Annotated in this window: 20 protein-coding genes; 15 read left to right on the top strand and 5 right to left on the bottom strand. The window is 59.1% G+C overall.

Features of this window, described 5'->3' with window-relative positions; translation table 11 throughout:
- Positions 1 to 9: 9 nt before the first annotated feature.
- A complete protein-coding gene (locus Q8X48_RS16635) occupies positions 10 to 2,421 on the bottom strand; it encodes a DNA translocase FtsK (RefSeq protein WP_407801181.1) in 2,412 nt (803 codons plus the stop codon).
- Positions 2,422 to 2,715: 294 nt separating this feature from the next.
- Here Q8X48_RS16635 and trxB point away from each other — a divergent pair, with 294 nt between their 5' ends.
- The 4 genes from trxB to infA all read left to right on the top strand — a co-directional run bounded on the left by trxB (position 2,716) and on the right by infA (position 5,513).
- On the top strand, positions 2,716 to 3,675 hold the full coding sequence (gene trxB, locus Q8X48_RS16630) for a thioredoxin-disulfide reductase (protein ID WP_095966493.1): 960 nt from the start codon (positions 2,716 to 2,718) through the stop codon (positions 3,673 to 3,675).
- Positions 3,676 to 3,737: 62 nt separating this feature from the next.
- Positions 3,738 to 4,418, top strand: coding sequence for a leucyl/phenylalanyl-tRNA--protein transferase (gene aat / locus Q8X48_RS16625; protein ID WP_407801180.1), 681 nt, complete (start codon positions 3,738 to 3,740; stop codon positions 4,416 to 4,418).
- A 57-nt stretch (positions 4,419 to 4,475) separates the two neighbouring features.
- A complete protein-coding gene (locus tag Q8X48_RS16620; protein ID WP_015094395.1) occupies positions 4,476 to 5,183 on the top strand; it encodes an arginyltransferase in 708 nt (235 codons plus the stop codon).
- Positions 5,184 to 5,294: 111 nt separating this feature from the next.
- The gene (gene infA, locus Q8X48_RS16615; protein ID WP_002553999.1) at positions 5,295 to 5,513 is read left to right on the top strand and encodes a translation initiation factor IF-1; all 219 of its coding nucleotides are present in this window, start codon (positions 5,295 to 5,297) and stop codon (positions 5,511 to 5,513) included.
- Positions 5,514 to 5,752: 239 nt separating this feature from the next.
- Here infA and clpA read toward each other — a convergent pair whose 3' ends face one another.
- Both clpA and clpS read right to left on the bottom strand, forming a co-directional pair.
- On the bottom strand, positions 5,753 to 8,023 hold the full coding sequence (gene clpA / locus Q8X48_RS16610; RefSeq protein WP_007972069.1) for an ATP-dependent Clp protease ATP-binding subunit ClpA: 2,271 nt from the start codon (positions 8,021 to 8,023) through the stop codon (positions 5,753 to 5,755).
- 30 nt (positions 8,024 to 8,053) lie between these two features.
- A complete protein-coding gene (gene clpS / locus Q8X48_RS16605; RefSeq protein WP_015094394.1) occupies positions 8,054 to 8,416 on the bottom strand; it encodes an ATP-dependent Clp protease adapter ClpS in 363 nt (120 codons plus the stop codon).
- A 223-nt stretch (positions 8,417 to 8,639) separates the two neighbouring features.
- On the opposite strand from clpS, the gene cspD reads away from it, so the two are divergent.
- The gene (gene cspD, locus Q8X48_RS16600; protein ID WP_015094393.1) at positions 8,640 to 8,894 is read left to right on the top strand and encodes a cold shock domain-containing protein CspD; all 255 of its coding nucleotides are present in this window, start codon (positions 8,640 to 8,642) and stop codon (positions 8,892 to 8,894) included.
- 80 nt (positions 8,895 to 8,974) lie between these two features.
- Here cspD and icd read toward each other — a convergent pair whose 3' ends face one another.
- A complete protein-coding gene (gene icd / locus Q8X48_RS16595) occupies positions 8,975 to 10,231 on the bottom strand; it encodes an NADP-dependent isocitrate dehydrogenase (protein WP_007972065.1) in 1,257 nt (418 codons plus the stop codon).
- Here icd and Q8X48_RS16590 point away from each other — a divergent pair.
- From Q8X48_RS16590 to aceA, 10 genes are all read left to right on the top strand, one after another.
- The gene (locus Q8X48_RS16590) at positions 10,230 to 10,397 is read left to right on the top strand and encodes a hypothetical protein (protein WP_162831814.1); all 168 of its coding nucleotides are present in this window, start codon (positions 10,230 to 10,232) and stop codon (positions 10,395 to 10,397) included. The two genes, icd and Q8X48_RS16590, sit on opposite strands and share 2 nt — an antisense overlap.
- Before the next feature lie 339 nt (positions 10,398 to 10,736).
- Positions 10,737 to 12,962, top strand: coding sequence for an NADP-dependent isocitrate dehydrogenase (locus tag Q8X48_RS16585; RefSeq protein WP_407801179.1), 2,226 nt, complete (start codon positions 10,737 to 10,739; stop codon positions 12,960 to 12,962).
- Between the two features lie 209 nt (positions 12,963 to 13,171).
- On the top strand, positions 13,172 to 13,618 hold the full coding sequence (locus tag Q8X48_RS16580) for an NUDIX hydrolase (protein ID WP_407801178.1): 447 nt from the start codon (positions 13,172 to 13,174) through the stop codon (positions 13,616 to 13,618).
- A 59-nt stretch (positions 13,619 to 13,677) separates the two neighbouring features.
- Positions 13,678 to 14,811 (top strand): tRNA 2-thiouridine(34) synthase MnmA, encoded by a 1,134-nt coding sequence (gene mnmA / locus Q8X48_RS16575; protein WP_007972086.1) that lies wholly within the window; start codon positions 13,678 to 13,680, stop codon positions 14,809 to 14,811.
- Positions 14,808 to 15,431, top strand: coding sequence for a high frequency lysogenization protein HflD (gene hflD, locus Q8X48_RS16570; protein WP_095966498.1), 624 nt, complete (start codon positions 14,808 to 14,810; stop codon positions 15,429 to 15,431). Before mnmA ends, hflD begins: the two co-directional genes overlap by 4 nt.
- A gap of 124 nt (positions 15,432 to 15,555) precedes the next feature.
- Entirely contained in the window at positions 15,556 to 16,926 is a 1,371-nt protein-coding gene (gene purB / locus Q8X48_RS16565; RefSeq protein ID WP_015094389.1) for an adenylosuccinate lyase, read from the top strand.
- An 86-nt stretch (positions 16,927 to 17,012) separates the two neighbouring features.
- Positions 17,013 to 18,182 carry a ribosomal protein uL16 3-hydroxylase gene (locus Q8X48_RS16560; protein ID WP_007972092.1) on the top strand — a complete coding sequence of 390 codons (1,170 nt, stop codon included), beginning with the start codon at positions 17,013 to 17,015 and terminating at the stop codon, positions 18,180 to 18,182.
- Positions 18,175 to 18,600 carry a GNAT family N-acetyltransferase gene (locus Q8X48_RS16555; RefSeq protein WP_015094388.1) on the top strand — a complete coding sequence of 142 codons (426 nt, stop codon included), beginning with the start codon at positions 18,175 to 18,177 and terminating at the stop codon, positions 18,598 to 18,600. Before Q8X48_RS16560 ends, Q8X48_RS16555 begins: the two co-directional genes overlap by 8 nt.
- A gap of 368 nt (positions 18,601 to 18,968) precedes the next feature.
- Complete coding sequence (locus Q8X48_RS16550) at positions 18,969 to 19,721, top strand: secretin N-terminal domain-containing protein (protein ID WP_407801176.1); 753 nt, start codon at positions 18,969 to 18,971, stop codon at positions 19,719 to 19,721.
- 474 nt (positions 19,722 to 20,195) lie between these two features.
- Positions 20,196 to 21,521 carry an isocitrate lyase gene (gene aceA / locus Q8X48_RS16545; RefSeq protein ID WP_007970439.1) on the top strand — a complete coding sequence of 442 codons (1,326 nt, stop codon included), beginning with the start codon at positions 20,196 to 20,198 and terminating at the stop codon, positions 21,519 to 21,521.
- Between the two features lie 291 nt (positions 21,522 to 21,812).
- Here aceA and leuS read toward each other — a convergent pair whose 3' ends face one another.
- The gene (gene leuS / locus Q8X48_RS16540; protein WP_015094386.1) at positions 21,813 to 24,404 is read right to left on the bottom strand and encodes a leucine--tRNA ligase; all 2,592 of its coding nucleotides are present in this window, start codon (positions 24,402 to 24,404) and stop codon (positions 21,813 to 21,815) included.
- Positions 24,405 to 24,448 lie beyond the last annotated feature (44 nt).

The raw sequence follows: 24,448 nt of genomic DNA, 5'->3' as shown, positions 1-24,448 counted from the left end.
ATATTCGTGTCAGTCGCGCACCGGGCCAGGGGCCAGGACTTCACGCGAACCGTTGGTGTTCATGGACGTCACGACCCCGGCCATTTCCATGGCTTCGATCATGCGCGCGGCGCGGTTGTAGCCGATCTTGAGCTTGCGCTGAACCGCGGAAATGGAGGCGCGACGGCTTTCCAGCACGAACTGGACCGCTTCGTCGTACAGCGCGTCGGCCTCGGGATCGTCACCGTCGCTGCCCCCGCTGCTGCCTTCGAAGCCGCTGCCCGCCTCTTCGACGCCATTGAGGATGTCGTCGTTGTATTCCGGCGCGCCCCGCAGCTTCCAGGCCTCCACCACGCGGTGAACCTCATCGTCGGACACGAAGGCACCGTGAACACGAATCGGCAGACTGGTGCCCGGCGGCATGTACAGCATGTCACCGTGGCCCAGCAGTTGTTCGGCGCCACCCTGGTCGATGATGGTCCGCGAGTCGATCTTGCTCGACACCTGGAACGCCATGCGGGTCGGGATGTTGGCCTTGATCAGACCGGTGATCACATCCACCGACGGACGCTGGGTCGCGAGGATCAAGTGAATGCCGGCCGCACGCGCCTTCTGGGCGATACGCGCGATCAGCTCTTCAACCTTCTTGCCGACGATCATCATCATGTCGGCGAATTCGTCGACCACCACCACGATAGTCGGCAGCTTTTGCAGGAGCGGCGCTTCGTCGTGGATGCTTTCGCGCTTGTACAGCGGATCGCTCAACGGCTCGCCGGCGTCCTGGGCTTCCTTGACCTTGGCGTTGAAACCCGAAAGGTTCCGTACGCCCATCTTGGCCATCAGCTTGTAGCGGCGCTCCATCTCGGCAACGCTCCAGCGCAGGGCGTTGGCGGCGTCCTTCATGTCGGTGACCACCGGGCACAGCAGGTGCGGAATGCCCTCGTAGATCGACAATTCCAACATTTTCGGGTCGATCATGATCAGCTTGGCGTCTTCCGGCCCGGACTTGAACAGGATCGACAGGATCATCGCGTTCACGCCCACCGACTTACCGGAACCGGTGGTACCGGCCACCAACAGGTGCGGCATCTTCGCCAGGTCGGTGATGACCGGCTTGCCGCCGATATCGTGGCCCAGGGCCAGGGTGACCGGGGATTTGAAGTTGTCGTACTCGGGGGTCGACAACACCTCGGAGAAACGCACGATCTGCCGGTCTTCGTTGGGAATCTCGATACCGACCGTGGTCTTGCCCGGAATCACTTCCACCACGCGCACGCTGGTCACGGCCAGGGAACGGGCCAGGTCTTTGGCCAGGTTGGCGATGCGGCTGACCTTGACGCCAGCGGCGGGCTGGATTTCGTAACGGGTAATCACCGGACCCGGGTGGATCGAGTCCACAGTCACTTCGACGCCGAACTCCTTGAGCTTGATTTCCAACAGGTGGCCGACCGCCGCCAGGGATTCGGGCGAATAATTGAGCTGTTTCTTTTCCGCGGGATCAAGAATCGAGATCGGCGGCAAGGTGCCTTCCACGGCGCTGTCGACGAACAGTGGCGCCTGCTTCTCTTTTTCAACGCGTTTGCTCGGCGCGGCAGGTTTTGGCGGCGCGGGTGCAATCACCGGCGGCACCTGCTTCTCACGCTCTGACATGTGCTTGCTCAGGGCCTGCTCACGCTCGATCAACCGCTCCTTGACCTTGGCCTGTTCGCGCTTGTCGGTGACGGTCGGCGCAACCACTTCACCCATACGGTCATCGACTTCACGCAACTGGGCGACCAGCTGTTTGCGCTCGGTACGGGCCGCCCACCAGCGATTGGCCGCCCCCTGGAACAGTTCGAACAGGTCGAGGGTGATCTTGCCGGTGATGTCCATCACCTTGAACCACGACAGGTCGGTAAACACCGTCAGGCCGAACAGGAACAACGCGATGAACAGCAGCGTACTGCCCTGGATATTCAGGGCGTTCCTCGCCAGTTCGCCGAGGCTTTCCCCCAGCGCACCGCCCGCACCGGCCGGCAGACCGGTCGCGGCATGGAAATGAATATGGGCCAGCGCGGCCCCCGACAGCACCAGGAACACCAGGCCGATCAGGCGCCAGGAGAACAGCCAGCCGCTCCACTGCCAAGGCTCGTGACGCTGACGGAAGATCTGGTACGCCTTGACCGCCAGCAGCAACGGGAAAATGTAGGCGAAGTAACCCAGCACCATGAACAGGATATCGGCGCTGTAGGAGCCCGCGGGCCCGCCGAAATTCTGCACGTCGTCGATCTTGCTGTTATGGCTCCAGCCCGGATCATCCTTGCCATAGGTCAGCAAGGCCATCATCAGGAACAGGCACAGGGCACCGATGGCGATCAGCGCACCTTCCTTGAGTCGGTAGTGCAAGTGCTGGCGCCAGAGCGGAACGACGGCTGGTTTAGGTGCTGCGGTGGATTTCTTCAAAACGCTTCTTTTCCTGCGCCAATGGCGCGTCCATCTGTTGAATGTCTAAAAAACCGCCCAATCCAGGCAGGTAAAAAAGTTAACACACGTAACCGGGACTACTTTTAACACTGCGTCGCGGCTTTTATAAACACGGTGCGCACTGAATATATGTAACACGCAGGGCATTGTACGGGTTTGTACGCACGACGCCATGCTTGAGACCCTTGGGTGTAGCATAGTCAACAGCACATGACATGCTATTCAATTTGAGCATGCATTGTCTTTTGTGACAAAGGCTTATGAGGTGTTTTTATGAGCGAAGCGAAGCATTCCCGCCTGATTATCCTGGGCTCCGGTCCTGCCGGTTACAGCGCAGCCGTTTATGCCGCCCGCGCCAACCTCAAGCCCGTTGTCATCACCGGCATACAGGCAGGTGGCCAGCTCACCACCACCGTCGAAGTCGATAACTGGCCAGGCGACGTCGAAGGCCTGACCGGCCCCGTGCTGATGGAGCGCATGCAAAAACACGCCGAGCGCTTTGCCACCGAGATCGTTTACGACCACATCCATACCGCCAAGTTGCAACAACGGCCATTCGAGCTGATTGGCGATGGCGGCACCTACACCTGCGACGCCCTGATCATTGCCACCGGCGCCAGCGCGCAATACCTGGGCCTGCCATCGGAAGAAGCCTTTGCCGGCAAAGGGGTTTCGGCGTGCGCGACCTGTGACGGGTTCTTCTATCGCAACCAGGTGGTCGCGGTGGTCGGCGGCGGCAACACGGCGGTCGAGGAAGCGTTATACCTGTCGAACATCGCCAGGGAAGTGCACCTGATCCATCGACGCGACAAACTGCGCTCGGAGAAAATCCTCCAGGACAAACTCTTCGAAAAAGCCGCCAACGGCAATATCCGCCTGCATTGGAACCAGAATCTGGACGAAGTGCTCGGCGATGCCAGTGGCGTGACCGGTGCCCGCCTGCGGGACAGCCAAACAGGTGAAACCAAAGAGCTGCCGCTGGCCGGGGTGTTTATCGCCATCGGCCACAAACCCAACACCGACCTGTTCACCGGGCAACTGGAAATGCGCGACGGGTATCTGCTGGTCAAGGGCGGCAGCGAAGGCGATGCTACCGCCACGGCGATTGCAGGTGTGTTTGCCGCCGGCGACGTGGCCGATCATGTTTATCGCCAGGCCGTTACGTCTGCCGGGGCCGGTTGCATGGCGGCGCTGGACGCCGAAAAATACCTCGACGACATTCCTGCCGTTTGAAGGCAAACTTTACGGCGGGCCAATGCCCGCCACTGCCCTCCCATTCTGCAAGCCCGGATGCCATGCTGACTTGGTTACAACGCAATACCTTGCATTTCCCACCACTGGAAAAGGCCATGCGCGACCCCAACGGGCTGCTGGCTGCCGGTGGCGACCTGTCCGCCGATCGGCTGATCTCGGCTTATCGCCACGGCTGCTTCCCATGGTTTTCCGAAGGCCAGCCGATTCTCTGGTGGTCGCCGGACCCGCGCACGGTTCTGTTTCCCGACGAATTGCACGTCTCGCGAAGCCTGAACAAACTGCTGCGCCAGCAACGCTATCAAGTGACCTTCGACCAGGACTTCGCCGCCGTCATCCGCGCTTGTGCGGCTCCCCGGGATTACGCCGACGGCACCTGGATCACCGAAGCGATGCAGGAGGCCTACATCGAACTGCACAGGCGTGGTCACGCGCACTCGGTGGAAGTGTGGGACGGGGAGGAACTGGTCGGCGGCCTGTATGGCCTGGCCATGGGCCGGTTGTTTTTTGGCGAGTCCATGTTCAGTCGCGCTGACAACGCCTCGAAATTCGGCTTTGCCACCCTGGTCCGACATCTGAAAGACTCGGGGTTTGTACTGATTGATTGCCAGATGCCGACCGATCACCTGCATAGCTTGGGAGCCCGGGCGATTCCGCGTCGCGAATTTGCCGCTTATCTGTCCCGGCATCTGGACCAACCCAACCATGCCACCTGGGTTTGCTGAGCGACTTTTGCGCGCGTGGCTTACACTTATTCAAAAGCATTATCCCGAGGGTTGATCATGACCGAGTTGGCGCGTTTGAAGTTCTATGCCACTCAGCCGCACTCTTGCAGTTATCTGCCCGATGAGCAGGCCACAACCCTGTTCCTCGATCCTAGCCAGCCCATGGATGTGCATGTCTATGCAGACCTGTCGGAGATGGGGTTTCGTCGCAGTGGCGATCATCTCTACCGGCCGCATTGCCAGAATTGCAATGCCTGCGTTCCGGCGCGCATCCCCGTGGGGCAGTTCACGCCCAACCGGCAACAGAAACGCATTTTCAAGCGCAACGCGGACTTGCAGGTGCGCCCGGCCAAGCCCCGCTTCAACGAAGAGTACTTCGAGCTTTACCAGCGCTATATCGAACAGCGTCACGCCGATGGCGACATGTATCCGCCAAGTCGCGACCAGTTTTCGACCTTCCTGGTGCGGGACCTGCCGTTTTCACGGTTTTATGAGTTCCGCCTGAATGGCCAGCTACTGGCCGTCGCCGTCACCGATTTACTGCCGAACGGTCTTTCGGCGGTCTACACCTTCTACGAGCCAGCCGAAGAGCGTCGCAGCCTTGGGCGCTATGCAATCCTGTGGCAAATCGCCGAGGCCAGGCGACTGGGGCTGGAGGCGGTCTACCTCGGCTACTGGATCAAAAACTGCAAAAAAATGAATTACAAGACTCAATATCGCCCTATTGAGTTGCTGATTAATCAGCGCTGGGTGGTTCTAAACTAGAGCCGGCCCTAAACCCCTTGGCTTAAACCCCACTTTTCGGGCACAATGCACGCCGCTTTTGCCTGGCGCAGTTGCACCGGGCCATTCATTGGACACCGAGGGCTTTACTGCATGTCGAAAGAAGACAGCTTCGAAATGGAAGGCACTGTCGTCGACACCCTGCCCAACACCATGTTTCGTGTGGAGTTGGAAAATGGGCACGTCGTAACCGCGCACATCTCCGGCAAGATGCGCAAGAACTACATCCGTATTCTTACCGGCGACAAAGTGCGCGTAGAGCTGACTCCCTATGACTTGAGCAAAGGGCGCATCACTTACCGCGCCCGCTAATCTGGTCAATACAAGACGCCCGGCTTATGCCGGGCGTTTTTGTTTGTCTGCGATTTAGCGACCACAACACAAAACCCTGTGGGAGCGAGCTTGCTCGCGATGGCGTCAGTTGGTCCAACATTGATGCAAGCTGATGCACCGCTATCGCGAGCAAGCTCGCTCCCACAGGTTTTGATGTGCATTTTGCAGACAACAAAAAGGCGCCTTTCGGCGCCTTTTTGCTTTGTGGCGGTTTAACGTCAGGCCATCTCGGCCGTGGTCTCGAACTCGAAGGTCAGCTCGCCATCCTTGATGTCGATGTGCACTACACCGCCATGTTCGGCCAGTTCGCCAAAGAGAATCTCCTCCGCCAGTGGACGCTTGATCTTGTCCTGGATCAGGCGAGCCATTGGGCGAGCACCCATCGCCGCGTCGTAGCCACCTTCGGCGAGCCAGCTGCGGGCCGCATCGGTGACTTCCAGCAACACTCGCTTGTCTTCCAACTGCGCCTGAAGCTCGGTAAGGAACTTGTCCACCACGCTCTTGATGACCTCATGGCTGAGGCGACCAAACTGGATAATGGTGTCCAGACGGTTGCGGAATTCCGGCGTGAAGCTCTTCTTGATCACTTCCATCGCATCGGACGAGTGGTCCTGGAAGGTGAAACCGATCGAAGCACGAGCAGCTGTCTCGGCACCGGCGTTGGTCGTCATGATGACGATCACGTTACGGAAATCCGCCTTGCGCCCGTTGTTATCGGTCAAGGTACCGTGGTCCATGACCTGCAGCAGCAGATTGAAGACTTCCGGATGCGCTTTCTCGATTTCATCGAGCAACAGCACGCAGTGTGGTTGCTTGGTGATGGCTTCGGTCAGCAGACCGCCCTGGTCGAACCCGACATAACCCGGAGGCGCACCGATCAGACGCGATACGGTATGGCGCTCCATGTACTCGGACATGTCGAAGCGAATCAGCTCGACCCCCAGCGCCTTGGCCAACTGACGCGCCGCTTCGGTTTTACCGACACCGGTAGGCCCTGCGAACAGGAACGAACCGACAGGCTTGTCAGGGGACTTGAGGCCGGCACGGGACAGCTTGATCGCGGTTGCCAGCGAGTCGATCGCAGCATCCTGACCAAATACGGTCAACTTCAGGTCACGCTCGAGGTTACGCAGCAGTTCCTTGTCGGAGCTGGTGACGTGTTTTGGCGGAATCCGCGCGATTTTCGCGACGATGTCCTCGACCTGAGGCACTTCGATGCGCTTGACACGCATCTCGACCGGTTGCAGGCGCTGGTAGGCACCCGCTTCGTCAATCACATCGATCGCCTTGTCCGGCATGTGACGATCGTTGATGTAACGCGAAGCCAGTTCGGCAGCCGCGCGCAGGGCTTCATCGCTGTATTCGATATTGTGATGGCTTTCGAAACGCCCCTTCAGGCCGCGCAGAATGCCAATGGTGTCTTCCACCGAAGGCTCCGACACATCGACCTTCTGGAAACGCCGGGCCAAGGCACGGTCCTTCTCGAAGATGCCGCGAAATTCCTGAAAGGTGGTCGATCCGATGCAACGGATATCACCCGAGGACAGCAGCGGCTTGAGCAGGTTCGAGGCATCCATGACACCACCGGACGCAGCACCCGCACCAATGATGGTGTGGATCTCGTCGATGAACAGGATCGCCTGCGGCCGTTTTTTCAGCTCATTGAGCAACGCCTTGAAGCGCTTCTCGAAATCGCCACGGTATTTGGTACCGGCCAGCAAGGCACCCAGGTCGAGGGAGTAAACCACGCTGTTGGCCAGCAGGTCCGGCACCTGGTTGTCGACAATGCGCTTGGCCAGGCCTTCGGCAATCGCGGTTTTACCCACGCCCGCCTCGCCCACCAGCAGCGGGTTGTTCTTGCGCCGACGTGCCAGGATCTGTGCGACACGTTCGACTTCCAGCTCACGCCCCACCAACGGATCGATACGACCCTGGCGCGCGAGCTCGTTGAGGTTGCTGGCATAAGCATCCAGGGGATTGCCCGAGGAAGAAGACTCACCGCCCTCGTCGTCCTGCATATCTTGCTCACCTTCAGAGTGATCGCCATGCCCCGGCACCTTGGAAATGCCATGGGCGATGTAGTTGACGACATCTATGCGGGCAACGCTCTGCTGTTTCAGCAGGAACACCGCCTGACTCTCTTGCTCACTGAAGATCGCGACCAGCACGTTGGCACCAGTCACTTCGCGTTTGCCCGAGCTCTGTACGTGAAACACAGCACGTTGCAGTACACGCTGGAAGCCCAGGGTTGGCTGGGTTTCGCGATCCTCGTCATGCACGGGGATCAATGGCGTGGTGGAGTCGATGAACTCCTGCAGGTCATGCTTGAGTTTGTCGAGGTTTGCGCCGCACGCGCGCAGAACGGTGGCGGCAGCCTCATTGTCCAATAGGGCCAGCAGGAGGTGTTCGACGGTCATGAACTCATGACGCTTCGAACGGGCTTCCTTGAAGGCAAGATTGAGGGTGACTTCGAGCTCGCGGTTTAACATAGCTTCACCTCATACCCAAGTGGTCGGCGATTAACCGTCCTTCTCGATTTCACAGAGTAGCGGATGCTGGCTTTCCCTGGCGTACTGGTTGACCTGCATGGCCTTGGTCTCCGCGATGTCGCGGGTAAACACTCCACATACTGCCCGTCCTTCTGTATGAACGGCCAGCATGACCTTGGTCGCCAGCTCGCGATTCAGGTTAAAAAACACCTCGAGCACTTCGACGACGAAATCCATCGGTGTGTAGTCATCATTGAACAAAACCACCTTGTACATCGGCGGCGCCTGTAGAGCAGGCTTTGCCTCCTGAACAGCAATGCCTGCGGAATCGTCGTCGTGTAAATCAGGGCGATCCTGATTGAATGTTAGTCGAATCTGGCTGATTGCATGCATGGAAAGAAAGGTTCGTCAGTTGTTCAAATACAGTGGTGGGGGCGGCTATCAGCGATTTCAACTCCGACTGCCGGTCAGCTTGACTATCGGCAAAAGGGTGTTACAACCAATAGAGCCCACAGTGGGTAAAAAAGGTCCGCGGAGTCAAACTTATTTACAGGTTCGACTGCGGATGTAGTGGATGATACTCCAGTGATGGAGTCTGTTGCAGAGGGAGTTGGGTATGGCAGTCGGCAAGGTGAAGTGGTTCAACAACGCCAAGGGTTACGGATTCATCAACGAGGAAGGCAAGACAGAGGATCTGTTTGCCCACTACTCGGCCATAAAAATGGAAGGTTATAAAACCCTGAAAGCCGGGCAAGCTGTCGTATTCGAGATCATCCAGGGCCCCAAAGGCCTTCACGCGGTCAACATCGGCAACCCGGTGGACGCCTCGAAAACCGCGACACCGTCACCTGAGCAGACCGTTTCGGTTTAATACCGCCGCGTCATCCAGTCATAAAAAAACCGCCCGACTCAACTTCTTGAATCAGGCGGTTTTTGTGTACCTGCGTGTTCTTACATGTGCGAGATCAGCGCATCACCGAAACCGGAAGACGACACCAGTTTCGCCCCTTCCATCAGACGCTCGAAATCATAGGTCACGGTCTTGGCGGAAATCGCGCCATTGGTGCCCTTGATGATCAGGTCGGCCGCTTCGGTCCAGCCCATGTGGCGCAGCATCATTTCAGCGGAGAGGATCAGCGAACCCGGGTTGACCTGGTCCTTGCCGGCGTACTTCGGTGCCGTACCGTGGGTGGCTTCGAACATGGCCACGGTGTCGGACAGGTTGGCCCCTGGTGCAATACCGATACCGCCCACTTCCGCCGCCAGGGCGTCGGAGAGGTAGTCACCGTTCAGGTTCAGGGTCGCGATCACATCGTATTCGGCCGGGCGCAGCAGGATCTGCTGGAGCATGGCGTCGGCGATGGCATCCTTGACGATGACGTTCTTGCCGGTTTTCGGGTTCTTGAACTGCATCCACGGACCGCCGTCGAGCAGGGTCGCGCCGAATTCTTCAGCCGCCACTTCGTAGGCCCATTCCTTGAAGGCACCTTCGGTGAACTTCATGATGTTGCCTTTGTGCACGATGGTCAGCGAATCGCGATCGTTGTCGACCACATATTGCAGGGCCTTGCGCGCCAGACGCTTGGTGCCTTGCAGCGAAACCGGCTTGACACCGATACCGCAGTTCTCGTCGAAACGGATCTTGGTGACGCCCATTTCTTCTTTAAGAAACTTGATGACCTTGGTGGCTTCCGGCGTACCGGCCTTCCACTCGATGCCGGCGTAGATGTCTTCGGAGTTCTCGCGGAAGATGGTCATGTCGACATCACCCGGTTTCTTGACCGGGCTAGGCACGCCTTCGAACCAGCGCACCGGGCGCAGGCAGACGTACAGGTCGAGTTGCTGACGCAGGGCCACGTTAAGTGAACGGATGCCGCCACCGACCGGGGTGGTCAGAGGGCCCTTGATGGAAACCACGTAATCCTTGACCGCGTCCAGGGTTTCCTGAGGCAGCCAGGTATCCTGATCGTAGACCTGAGTCGCTTTTTCCCCGGCGTACACCTCCATCCAGGAAATCTTGCGCTCGCCACCATAAGCCTTCTTAACTGCAGCATCGACAACCTTGATCATGACCGGGCTGATGTCGACACCAATGCCGTCGCCTTCGATGAAGGGGATGATCGGGTTATTAGGAACATTGAGAGAATGGTCTGCATTGACGGTGATTTTGTCGCCGACGGCTGGAACCTGAATCTTCTTGTAACCCATGCTGAACTCCATTGATTGGATTGAACATCTGGCTTGGTTCGAGCGTAACCCAGTTGAATCGGCGCGCAAACCCTATGTTCTGTCCATATGCCGCAAAGCCGCACAACCAGCGGCCTACAAGCCTGAAAGCAAAGGGAAAAACGCCAAACTCAAGCACGACGAATGACCTTACGCCCTCCTCGCCCCTGCGACCTTTAGACCAATGGACGACATTCGTTGCGTATGAACCATCGGCAGATTGCCAGCTACCTATGTATAATGCCGCCGCTGACTAAAGGGTCACGACGGACTGAACAGCCTGCCGCTTGATAAATAGCGACGAGTGTTTACGCCCAAAGTCGGTCTGTTACCGCAGCCCGACTGCTTGACGCCCCACTGATGCACCCAACATCACAGCAACGAAACCTCGATATTCGGCTCATGGATGACTTTGAACGAACGCGCTTACCCGGCGCCCTCGAGTTTCTGCGCACGCTTTAGCAAAGAAGAGAGAGTTAATCCGAATATGCCCACCCGCTCGAAGATCATCTATACCTTCACCGACGAAGCTCCTGCCCTCGCCACCTATTCACTGTTGCCTATCGTAGAGGCGTTCACCGCCTCGGCTGATATCGCCGTTGAAACCCGCGATATCTCTCTTGCAGGGCGCATCCTGGCCAGCTTCCCCGAGCAACTGGGTGACAAAGCCGTAGCCGACCACCTCGCCGAACTGGGCGCCCTGGCCGTTACGCCTGAAGCCAACATCATCAAGCTGCCGAACATCAGTGCTTCGGTTCCACAACTGCAAGCCGCGATCAAAGAGCTGCAAGCCCAGGGCTACAACCTGCCGGACTACCCGGAAACCGTGACCTGCGACGCCGACAAAGAAGCCAAGGCGCGCTACGACAAGGTCAAGGGTAGCGCCGTGAACCCGGTTCTGCGTGAAGGTAACTCCGACCGTCGCGCTCCGCTGTCGGTCAAGAACTATGCGCGCAAGCACCCGCACAAAATGGGCGCCTGGGCCAAGGACTCCAAGTCCCACGTTGCGCACATGAGCACCGGCGATTTCTACGGCAGCGAAAAAGCCGCCCTGATCGACGCCGCTGACGCCGTCAAAATCGAACTGATCGCTCAAGACGGCACCGCCACCGTCCTGAAAGAAAAGACCAGCGTACAAGCCGGTGAGATCCTCGATTGCGCGGTCATGAGCAAAAACGCCCTGCGCCGCTTCATCGCCGCCGAAATCGAAGACGCCAAGGCACAAGGCGTGCTGCTGTCGGTTCACCTGAAAGCCACCATGATGAAGGTCTCCGACCCGATCATGTTCGGCCAGATCGTTGCCGAGTTCTATAAAGACGCACTGGCCAAGCACGCTGACGTGCTGGCACAGATCGGCTTCAACCTGAACAACGGCATCGGCGACCTGTACGCTCGCATCAAGGCCCTGCCTGCCGAACAGCAAGCGGCCATCGAAGCTGACATCCAGGCGGTCTACGCCGCTCGCCCTTCCCTGGCGATGGTCAACTCCGACAAAGGCATCACCAACCTGCACGTGCCGAGCGACGTCATCGTCGACGCCTCGATGCCGGCGATGATCCGTGACTCCGGCAAGATGTGGGGCACCGACGGCCAGCTGCACGACACCAAGGCCGTGATCCCGGATCGTTGCTACGCAACCATCTACCAGGCCGTGATCGAAGATTGCAAAGCCAACGGCGCATTCGATCCGACCACCATGGGCAGCGTACCGAACGTTGGCCTGATGGCGAAGAAAGCCGAAGAATACGGCTCCCACGACAAGACCTTCCAGATCAAGGCTGACGGCGTTGTTCGCGTCACCGACAGCAAGGGCAACCTGCTGCTGGAGCAGTCGGTCGAAGCCGGCGACATCTTCCGCATGTGCCAGACCAAAGATGCACCGATCCAGGACTGGGTCAAACTGGCGGTCAACCGTGCTCGCGCCAGCAGCACTCCGGCGATTTTCTGGCTGGACCCAATGCGCGCCCACGACGGCGTGGTCATCGAGAAAGTTCAGGCCTACCTGAAGGATCACGACACCGCAGGCCTGGACATCCAGATCATGTCGCCTGTCGACGCCATGAAGTTCACCCTGCAGCGCACCCGCGAAGGCAAGGACACCATCTCGGTGACCGGCAACGTACTGCGCGACTACCTGACCGACCTGTTCCCGATCATGGAACTGGGCACCAGCGCCAAGATGCTGTCGATCGTACCGCTGATGAACGGCGGTGGCCTGTTCGAAACCGGCGCCGGCGGTTCGGCGCCGAAGCACGTTCAGCAATTGCTGGAAGAGAACTTCCTGCGCTGGGATTCGCTGGGTGAGTTCCTGGCCCTGGCCGCGTCCCTGGAACACCTGGGCGTGACCTACAACAATCCAAAGGCGCTGGTACTGGCCAAGACCCTGGACCAGGCCACCGGCCAGTTCCTGGACAACAACAAGTCGCCATCGCGCAAAGTCGGCAACATCGACAACCGCGGCAGCCACTTCTACCTGGCGCTGTACTGGGCTCAAGCCCTGGCCGCCCAGACCGAAGACGCTGCACTGCAAGCGCAGTTCGCGACCCTGGCCAAAACCCTGACCGAGAACGAGGCGACCATCGTTGCCGAACTCAACGCCGTTCAGGGCAAGCCAGTGGACATCGGCGGTTACTACCACGCCGACGCCGAGCTGATCAGCAAAGCCATGCGCCCAAGCGCAACCTTCAACGCGGCGGTTGCAGCGTTGGTTTAAGGTTGTAAGGAAGCACCACAAACCCCGGCCCTGTGCCGGGGTTTGTGTTTTCTGGCCTTCACACAATTTACCGGTGACACACGGACCAATGTGGGAGCGGGCTTGCTCGCGAAAGCGGTTTATCATTCAACACCTTCATTGACTGACCCACCGCTTTCGCGAGCAAGCCCGCCCCCACAGGGACAGCATTTCAACTTCGAGGAGATCTCATGGACTGGAAACCCCACATCACCGTCGCCACCATCGTCGAAGACAATGGCCGCTTCCTGATGGTCGAAGAACTCAAGCACGGTCGCGTGGTGCTCAACCAGCCCGCCGGGCATCTCGATCCGGACGAAACCCTGACCGAAGCCGCCGTGCGCGAAACCCTCGAGGAAACCGGCTGGGACGTCGAACCGACCGGTGTACTGGGCATTTACCTCTACACCGCCCCGAGCAACGGCGTAACCTACCAGCGGGTCTGCTTCATCGCAAAACCACTGAAACACCACCCTGATTATCAACTGGACGACGGCATCGTCGGCGCCAAGTGGTTGACCCGCGAGGAATTAATCGAGCAGCGCGGCAACTGGCGCAGCGAGCTGATCATGCGCTGCATCGATGACTATCTGGCAGGCATTCACTTCGGCCTTGAATTGATCCGTCCTTCTCTTTAGCCATGCGGGCTCCGGCCTGTTAGAATCGCGTCCTTTTTCAAGACACTCATTGAATCCCTATGCGTGATCCAGCCCCTTCTGACACACAAAAGAAGCGCGTCATTGTCGGCATGTCCGGCGGCGTGGACTCTTCCGTTTCCGCCCTCCTGCTGATCGAGCAGGGCTATGAGGTGGAAGGCCTGTTCATGAAGAACTGGGAAGAAGACGATGGAACGGAATACTGCACCGCCATGGATGACCTGGCGGACGCCCAGGCCGTGTGCGACAAGATCGGCATCAAGCTGCACACCGCCAACTTCGCCGCCGAGTACTGGGACAATGTGTTCGAGCACTTCCTGGCCGAATACAAGGCCGGACGCACGCCGAACCCGGACATCCTGTGCAACCGCGAAATCAAGTTCAAGGCGTTCCTCGACTACGCCATGATGCTTGGCGCCGACCTGATCGCCACCGGTCACTACGTGCGTCGCCGCGACATCGATGGCCGCACCGAACTGCTCAAGGGCCTGGATCCGAACAAGGACCAGAGCTACTTCCTGCACGCCGTCGGCGGCGAACAGATCGCCAAGACCCTGTTCCCGGTCGGCGAGCTGGAAAAACCGCAAGTGCGCGCGATTGCCGAAAAGTACGAGCTGGCAACCGCGAAGAAGAAGGACTCCACCGGGATCTGCTTTATCGGCGAGCGCCGTTTCAGCGATTTCCTCAAACAGTACCTGCCGGCACAACCGGGCGAGATCAAGACCACCGAAGGTGAAATCATCGGCCGTCATCACGGCCTGATGTATCACACCATCGGCCAGCGCCAGGGCCTGGGCATCGGCGGCCTGAAAGACGCCAGCGACGAGCCGTGGTACGTGCTGATCAAGGACCTGGAGCACAACGAGCTGATCGTTGGCCAGGGCAATGACCACCCATGGCTGTTCTCCCGCGCCCTGCTCGCTTCCGATATCTACTGGGTCAACCCGATCGACCTGAGCCAGCCACGCAAGCTGACCGCCAAGGTTCGTTATCGTCAGAGCGACCAGCCCTGCACCCTGGAAAAAACCGCCACCGGTTATCGCGCGACCTTCGATGACCCGCAACGCGCGGTCACTCCGGGCCAGTCCGTGGTGTTCTACGACGGTGAGATCTGCCTCGGCGGCGGCGTGATTGAAGTAGCCGAGCCGTGGACGAGCAAGGGCCAGGCCCTATGAACCCGATTCAGGAGCAACTGACAGCACTGGGCGGCGTGTTTCTCGCCGCCGTGCTGGTGGACAGGATTGCCAAGAGCGGCCAGACCAACGAGGCCGGCCTGAGCTGCATGCTCGGCAGCCTGCTGATCCGCGACCCCAAGGACACCCTGGAAGTCTACGGCGGCGATGACATCAACCTGCGTGAAGGTTATCGCGCCCTGATCGGCGCCCTCGAGCGCGACCCAAGCACCCTGCAGCGCGAACCGCTGCGCTATGCCCTGGCAATGCTCGGTCTTGAGCGCCAACTGGCAAAACGTGGCGACATGCTTGAGGTGATCGGCAAGCGTCTGCCGCAGATCCAGTCCCAGGTCGAACACTTCGGCCCGGCTCACGAAAACGTGATCGCCGCCTGCGGCGCGCTGTACCAGGATACTTTGAGCACCCTGCGCCAACGTATCCAGGTGCACGGCGACATGCGCAACCTGCAACAACCGAGCAACGCCTCGAAAATTCGTGCCCTGCTGCTGGCCGGCATCCGTTCTGCACGCCTGTGGCGGCAATTGGGCGGTCATCGCTGGCAGCTGGTGATCAGCCGTCGCAAATTGCTCAAAGAGCTTTACCCCTTGATGCGTAACGAATAACCCGCATCGACAGAACAGAACTTAGCAATACGCGTAATACGCCGGTCAGTTGGCGACGGACCGGCGGATTTTTTCATGTATGATACGCGCCCCATTTCGTTGCCCGACTGTCCGAGAACACCCCATGCAGCTCTCTTCGCTCACTGCGGTTTCCCCTGTTGACGGCCGCTACGCCGGCAAAACCCAGGCCCTGCGCCCAATTTTCAGCGAGTACGGCCTGATCCGTGCCCGCGTTCTGGTTGAAGTGCGCTGGCTCCAGCGCCTGGCCGCTCACCCTGCCATCAGCGAAGTGCCGGCGTTCTCCGCCGAAGCCAACGCTGTGCTCAACGCCCTGGCGGAAAACTTCTCTCTGGAGCACGCCGAGCGCGTCAAAGAGATCGAGCGCACCACCAACCACGACGTCAAGGCCATCGAATACCTGCTCAAAGAGCAAGCGGCCAAGCTGCCGGAGCTGGCCAAGGTCAGCGAGTTCATCCACTTTGCCTGCACCAGCGAGGACATCAACAACCTGTCCCACGCCCTGATGCTGCGCGAAGGCCGTGATGACGTGATGCTGCCGCTGATGCGCCAGACCGCCAACGCCATCCGCGAACTGGCCATCCGCTTCGCCGACGTGCCAATGCTGTCGCGCACCCACGGTCAACCAGCCTCGCCGACCACCCTGGGCAAAGAACTGGCGAACGTGGTTTACCGTCTGGAGCGCCAGATCGCTCAAGTCGCTGCCGTTCCGCTGCTGGGCAAGATCAACGGCGCTGTCGGCAACTACAACGCCCACCTGTCGGCCTACCCTGAGATCGACTGGGAAGCCAATGCCCGCGCCTTCATCGAAGACGAACTGGGCCTGGGTTTCAACCCGTACACCACGCAGATCGAACCCCACGACTACATTGCCGAACTGTTCGACGCGATCGCCCGCTTCAACACCATCCTGATCGACTTCGACCGCGACATCTGGGGCTACATTTCCCTGGGTTATTTCAAGCAGCGCACCATCGCTGGCGAAATCGGTTCGTCGACCATGCCGCACAAGGTCAACCCGATCGACTTCGAAAACTCCGAAGGCAACCTGGGCATCGCCAACGCACTGTTCCAGCACCTGGCGAGCAAGCTGCCGATCTCCCGCTGGCAGCGCGACCTGACCGACTCCACCGTACTGCGCAACCTCGGCGTCGGCTTCGCCCACAGCGTGATCGCGTACGAAGCCAGCCTCAAGGGCATCAGCAAGCTTGAGCTCAACGAGCAGAAGATTGCCGCTGACCTGGACGCTTGCTGGGAAGTATTGGCCGAGCCGATCCAGACCGTGATGCGTCGCTACAACATCGAAAACCCGTACGAAAAACTGAAAGAATTGACGCGCGGCAAGGGCATCAGCCCTGAAGCGCTGCAGACTTTCATCGACGGCCTGGACATGCCAGCCGCCGCCAAGGCCGAGCTGAAATTGCTCACCCCGGCGAACTACATCGGCAATGCCGTGGAACAAGCCAGACGCATCTGATCGATCGCTAGACCCTTTGAAGACGCCCGGCCGCGCCGGGCGTTTTTATTCCCGTCTGAAAAGTGCATTTTTTCAATAGGTTACACATGAATCCTGATATTCCTCTTCAACTTCTGGGCGGCATCACGGCACGGGAATTCCTGCGCGATTACTGGCAGAAAAAGCCGCTGTTGATCCGCCAGGCGATTCCTGATTTCGAAAGCCCGATCGACGCCGACGAACTGGCCGGCCTGGCGCTGGAAGAAGAAGTCGAATCGCGCCTGATCATCGAGAATGGCGAGCGTCCATGGGAATTGCGTCGCGGCCCGTTCGCCGAAGATGAATTCAGCAAGCTGCCTGAACGTGACTGGACCCTACTGGTTCAGGCCGTGGATCAATTCGTCCCGGAAGTCAGCGAACTGCTGGAAAATTTCCGCTTCCTGCCAAGCTGGCGCATCGACGACGTGATGATCAGCTACGCCGCACCAGGCGGCAGCGTGGGTCCGCACTTCGACAACTACGACGTATTCCTGCTGCAAGGCCACGGCAAGCGCAACTGGAAGATCGGCCAGATGTGCAACACCGAGAGCCCGATGCTGGCCCACGCCGACCTGCGCATCCTCTCCGAATTCGAAGCCACCGATGAATGGGTGCTGGAGCCGGGCGACATGCTCTACCTGCCGCCACGCCTGGCGCACTGTGGCGTCGCCGTGGATGACTGCATGACCTACTCGGTGGGCTTCCGCGCGCCGAGCGCCGCTGAAGTACTGACCCACTTCACCGACTTCCTCAGCCAGTTCCTGTCGGACGAAGAACGCTACACCGACGCCGACGCCCTGCCGACTGCCGATCCTCACCAGATCCAGCGCGATGCACTCGACCGCCTCAAAGGCCTGCTGGCCGAGCACATGAGCGACGAGCGCCTGCTGCTGACCTGGTTCGGCCAGTTCATGACCGAGCCACGCTACCCGGAACTGGTGGTGGGTCCGGAAGATGTCGAAGAAGAGGACTTCATGTCCGCCCTGGAGCAAGGCGCGATCCTGATTCGCAACCCGAGCGCGCGCCTGGCATGGTCCGAAGTCGATGACGACCTGCTGCTGTTCGCCAGCGGCCAGAGCCGTTACCTGCCGGGCAAACTGCGCGAACTGCTGAAGATGATCTGCGCCGCCGACGCGCTGCACGCCGACAATCTCGGCGAATGGTTGAGCGATGAAGACGGCCGCGGCCTGTTGTGCGAACTGGTCAAGCAAGGAAGCCTGGGGTTTGCCGATGAATAAGATTCACGTACGTGTCGCAGACTGGCAAAAGGACAACGCCGAGATCCGGCGCATTCGTGAAGCGGTGTTCGTTGCCGAGCAATCCGTTCCGCCAGAACTGGAATGGGACGCCGATGACATTGATGCCGTGCATTTCCTCGCTTACGAAGGCGACTTTCCGATTGGCACCGCGCGCCTGTTGCCTGACGGTCACGTTGGCCGGGTCTCGGTACTCAAGGACTGGCGCGGCCTGAAAGTCGGCGATGCGCTGATGCAAGCGGTCATCGGCGAAGCCGAAGAGCGCGGACTCAAGCAGCAGATGCTCAGCGCCCAGGTACAAGCCACGGCGTTCTATGAGCGCCTGGGCTTTCACCTGGTCAGCGAGGAGTTCCTGGAAGCCGGGATTCCGCATGTGGACATGGTTCGGCATTCGGCCTGATATCGAGTCGTCTACATCGCGAGCAAGCTCGCTCCCACAATAGATTTGTGAGCTGTTGAAGATTCTGGCAACACCATCGATCCCTGTGGGAGCGAGCTTGCTCGCGATAGCAGCCTCAAGAACACCACAAAACGCCCTGACATCACACGATGCCGGGGCGTTTTGCTGTCTAGGATTCAACTAGCGCCACTACCGGCCGACAAACTGGCAATATCAACACATGCACCTGTAGGAGCGAGCTTGCTCCGGGCGGCGTTCCGACGATGGACTTGAGAACGCCGCGGGGAGTCAGGCTTCCAGCATTATCGTTCACGACCATCGCGAGCAAGCTCGCTCCTACACACACCAAAAAGCCGGAGATAACGGATATGTCCCTACGCACCCTGCTCAGCACCCTGCTGGTAGCCTGCAGTTTTTCGGTCATGGCAGCCACCGAAATCGTGCCCCTGAACTACCGCACCAGCGCCGATCTTCTGCCGGTAGCGCAGGATTTCATCGGCAAGGATGGACAGGTCAGTGCCTACGGCAATCAACTCATCGTCAACGCCGATCAGCGCAAGATCGACGAACTTAAAGCCCTTGTTTCCCAACTCGACACAGCACCCAAGCGCCTGCTGATCACTGTCGACACCAGCGACAACAACTTCCAGGGTGACCAGGGTTCTTCAGCCAACGGCGCCAAGACTCGCATCATCAACTACAGCACCGACAGCCGTGACGGCGGTATTCAGCAAGTGCAGGCCAGCGAAGGCGCACCGGCGCTGATCCAGGTCGGCCAGAGCGTGCCGCTGACCAGTTCGCAGACCGATGGCTATGGTGACCTGCGCAGCCAGACCGAATACCGCAACGTCACCCAGGGCTTTTACGTCACCGCAAACGTCACCGGCGACATCGTTCACCTCTCGATCAGCACCAACCGTGACCGCATGAGCCAGGAACGTCCCGATGTAGTGAACGTGCAAAGCACCGACACAACCGTCACCGGCCACCTCGGTGAGTGGATCCTGCTGGCCGGGGTCAACGGCCAGACCCAGGCCGACAAACAGGGCCAGACCCGCAGCTACTCAACCCAGAGCCGCAACGACATGACTTTGCGGGTGAAAGTCGACACCTTGGACTAAATCACCAAAAACTGACTGACGAGTCGTATTAGACCAAAGATGTAGTGCTTGAAAAAAAGCACTACAAAACGTTTGACGAGCCAAAAAAGCGAAGGCATGATGGCCTCGCTCCCGCTAATCAGGGGCCCTGGCAAGGGCCTTCGAGGCGATGTTCGCACCTACCCCCGCGAACCGCTTCGTGTCTGTACCGCCCACAAGGTGTGTTTGACGAGGTTGTCGACTGGAACGAAGTTGTCCCGAGGGACGGAAGCGTAATAGGTAACCCGGCACCACACTGATGTTCGTACCAAGGCCCACGACGCCCGAATGCGCCCGCAGTTCGCCTTTACCTGCTCACTTCCCCTCGAGCCCATCGTTCATCCCGTCGCCCTCCCCGCCGAATCCGACTTGACCGCTTAAGCTTCTGGTCAGCGAGCGCAGGAATTTTCCACCGCAGAACAACTTTTCATAAAGACGCGACGAGGTTTATCTCCCATGGCACTGACACGCGAACAGCAAATTGCAGCCCTCGAAAAAGACTGGGCTGAAAACCCGCGCTGGAAAGGCGTGACACGCACTTACTCCGCTGCTGACGTCGTCCGCCTGCGTGGCTCGGTTCAACCTGAGCACACCTTTGCAAAAATGGGCGCCGAGAAGCTGTGGAACCTGGTCACCCAGGGTGCCAAGCCAGCCTTCCGTCCTGAGAAAGATTTCGTCAACTGCATGGGCGCCCTGACCGGTGGCCAGGCTGTACAACAAGTCAAAGCCGGCATCCAGGCAATCTACCTGTCGGGCTGGCAGGTTGCTGCGGACAACAACTCCGCCGAATCGATGTACCCGGACCAGTCGCTGTACCCGGTGGACTCGGTTCCAACCGTGGTCAAGCGCATCAACAACTCGTTCCGTCGTGCCGACCAGATCCAGTGGAAAGCCGGCAAGAACCCTGGCGACGCTGGCTACATCGACTACTTCGCACCGATCGTGGCTGACGCCGAAGCCGGTTTCGGCGGCGTACTGAACGCCTACGAGCTGATGAAGAGCATGATCGAAGCAGGCGCCGCCGGCGTTCACTTCGAAGACCAGCTGGCTTCCGTGAAGAAATGCGGCCACATGGGCGGCAAGGTACTGGTTCCTACCCAGGAAGCCGTACAGAAGCTGACCGCTGCCCGTCTGGCAGCTGACGTCGCCGGTACTCCGACCATCATCCTGGCTCGTACCGACGCTAACGCTGCTGACCTGCTGACGTCCGACTGCGACCCGTACGACCAGCCATTCGTAACCGGCGAACGTACCCAGGAAGGCTTCTACAAAGTGCGCGCCGGTCTGGACCAGGCCATCGCTCGCGGCCTGGCCTACGCTCCGTACGCCGACCTGATCTGGTGCGAAACCGCCAAGCCGGACCTGGACGAGGCTCGTCGCTTCGCTGAAGCGATCAAGAAGGAATACCCGGACCAACTGCTGTCGTACAACTGCTCGCCTTCCTTCAACTGGAAGAAAAACCTGGACGACGCGACCATCGCCAAGTTCCAGCGCGAACTGTCCGCCATGGGCTACAAGCACCAGTTCATCACCCTGGCCGGCATTCACAACATGTGGCACAGCATGTTCAACCTGGCGCACGACTACGCCCGCAACGACATGACTGCCTACGTGAAGCTGCAAGAGCAGGAATTCGCTGACGCCGCCAAGGGTTACACCTTCGTGGCCCACCAGCAGGAAGTGGGCACCGGCTACTTCGACGACATGACCACCGTGATCCAGGGTGGCTCGTCTTCGGTAACCGCGCTGACCGGCTCGACTGAAGAAGAACAGTTCCACTGATCTGCTTCGCCTGAACGAACGGCCGTTGCGGACCGAATAGAAAGCTAACCGCAACGCCGCACATCTGGCGCCCCGACTGGTTCGGGGCGTTTTTTTGCCTGCGATTTAACCAACACTGCAAAACCCCGGTAGGAGCTGACGAGTGAAACGAGGCTGCGATCTTTTGATCTTGCTTCTAAAAAACAAAGTCAAAAGATCGCAGCCTCGTTTCACTCGTCAGCTCCTACAAGAGTCGGCGGCAGTCTGGGCAAAAACGTTGCTCCATCTCTAAGCGGAGTGAGCGACCGGGAATCAGATAACGAAGTTAACCAGTCGATTGGGCACCACAATCATCCTGCCCGCGCCTTCCAGATAACTGCGCAACACCGGATCAGCCAATGCCTGGCTCCGTATCGCATCGTGATCGGCATCAACCTGGATCATGATGTCCCCACGCAACTTGCCGTTGACTTGCACCATCATTTTTACTTCGTTCTGTTTCAAGGCTTCATTGTCGGGTACCGGCCACGAACTGTCGTAGATGTCACCTGCGAAACCCAGTTCCGCCCAGAGTGTCTGGGCGATGTGCGGCGTAACGGGATACAGGACCTGCAACAGGATCGCCATCCCCTCGCGGGCCGCGTGCGGGCCAGCCGACCTGCCGCCCTCCAGCACCTTGAACATCTTCATCGCACCCGAAACCACAGTGTTGTATTGCAGCCGTTCGTAATCGTTGTTGATCTGCTGCAGCAAGCGATGTATCTCAAAGCGCACGCGTCTGGATTCGGCAACGTCCTCAACCCGAGCATCCCCACCATCCGGGGCCCGGCTGTCACAGGCAAAAGTCCATAGCCGGCGCAGGAAGCGATAAGCACCCTCCACCCCACTGTCGCTCCAGATCGTGTCCTGGTCGGGAGGTCCCGCGAAAATAGTAAACAAACGGGCAGTGTCGGCGCCGAACGTGTTGATGATGTCCTTCGGCTCGACGACGTTGTTCTTCGACTTGGACATTTTCTCCACGCCGCCAATGGTGACGGGCAAACCGTCCTCAAGCGCCGTAGCCTTTACCGGGCGACCTTTTTCATCGTACTCGACCGTCACCTGCGCGGGATAAAACCATCGCCGACTGCCGTCATCCGCTTTGCGGTAATAACTTTCCCGCAACAGCATGCCTTGGGTGAACAGGTTCTTGAACGGTTCGCTGAACGCCACCAGCCCTTCATCCCGCATAGCCCGGGTCCAGAACCTGGCGTACAGCAAATGCAGCACAGCATGCTCGATACCGCCGATGTATTGATCGACGGGCATCCAGTATTGGCTGCCTGGCCCCACCATCGCGGTAGCACTGTCGGGATCGCAGTAGCGCATGAAGTACCAGCTTGAGTCGACGAAGGTATCCATGGTGTCCGTTTCTCGAAGCGCCGGCGCCGCGCAGCGAGGGCAAGCCACATGGCGAAATCCTTCATGTTCCAGTAACGGGTTTGCGCTGCCGTCGGGAACACAATCGGTGGGTAACACCACGGGCAGATCTGCGTAAGGTACCGGGATGTCGCCACATTGTTCACAATGGATGATGGGAATTGGGGTTCCCCAGTACCGCTGCCGTGAAATCCCCCAATCGCGCAGGCGCCACGTGGTGGTTTCCTCGCCCATGCCACATTCAACCAACGCCGCGACGATGGCCTGAGTGGCCTGTTCGACTGTCAGCCCATCGAAGGTGCCGGAGTTGATCAGATGGCCGTCCCGACGGGTGTAATCGTCTGACCAGACCTCGGGCTCGTACGCCTGATCATCGGAGGCAATGACCTGGCGAACAGGCAAACCGTATTGATGGGCAAAGTTGAAGTCACGCTCATCGTGGGCAGGCACGGCCATCAGGGCCCCTTCACCGTATTCGCTGAGCACATAGTTGGTAATCCACAGTGCGACAGGCTCACCGGTCAACGGGTGCTCGACGTGCAAACCGCTGGGAACGCCGATCTTGACCTGAACGCTGGAGGCGGGACCGGCATCCGCCGCTTGACGACACGCCCGCACCTGCAACTCCAGGCTCGGATCAAGCTCCAGAGCCCGCCTGGCCAGTGCATGCTCGGGAGAAATGGCACAGAAGGTCACCCCCATCAGCGTATCCACCCGGGTTGTGAACACCCACAGCTTGCCTGCATCGATAAGTTGCTCCGACGCATCCCGGATCTGGTGGGCAAATGCCAGACGAACACCGCTGGCCTTGCCGATCCAGTTGCGCTGCATGGTGCGCACCCTGTCGGGCCAGCCATCCAGCGTGTCGATGGCCGATAGCAACTCTTCGGCATATTGCGTGATACGCAGGTAGTACCCGGGAATTTCCCGCTTCTCGACCAGCGCCCCCGAGCGCCAGCCTCGACCTTCGATCACCTGCTCATTGGCCAGCACCGTTTGGTCGACAGGATCCCAGTTGACTATCTGGGTTTTCTTGTAGGCCACGCCCTTTTCCAGCAACTTGAGGAAGAACCACTGACTCCATTTGTAATACTGTGGGTCGCTGGTGGCGATCTCGCGCGACCAATCGAAGGCCAGCCCCAGCGGCTGCATTTGCGCCTTCATGTCCGCAATGTTCAGTCGTGTCCACTCGGCGGGAGAAACACCCGACTGCATGGCCGCATTCTCTGCCGGCAAACCAAAAGCATCCCAGCCCATCGGCATCAGGACATTGAACCCTTTCATGCGTAAATGACGGGCCAACATGTCGTTGATCGTATAGTTGCGAACGTGCCCCATATGCAACTTTCCCGATGGATAGGGAAGCATCGAGCAGGCATAAAACTTCGGCCGACTTTGATCTTCGACCGCCCTGAATACATCACCTTGAAGCCATTTGGCCTGAGCCGTACTTTCAACCCAGACTGGATCATACTGTGGTCGCATAGAGGTTCCTCAACATTGCAGGAGCTGAACAACGACTCGCTCGG

Origin of the sequence: Pseudomonas sp. QLc11A (genome assembly GCF_052112305.1) — a bacterium.
GTDB lineage: Bacteria > Pseudomonadota > Gammaproteobacteria > Pseudomonadales > Pseudomonadaceae > Aquipseudomonas > Aquipseudomonas laurylsulfatiphila.
The sequence above is the reverse complement of the archived record's forward strand: the minus strand, read 5'-3'. Positions and strand labels throughout refer to the sequence as shown.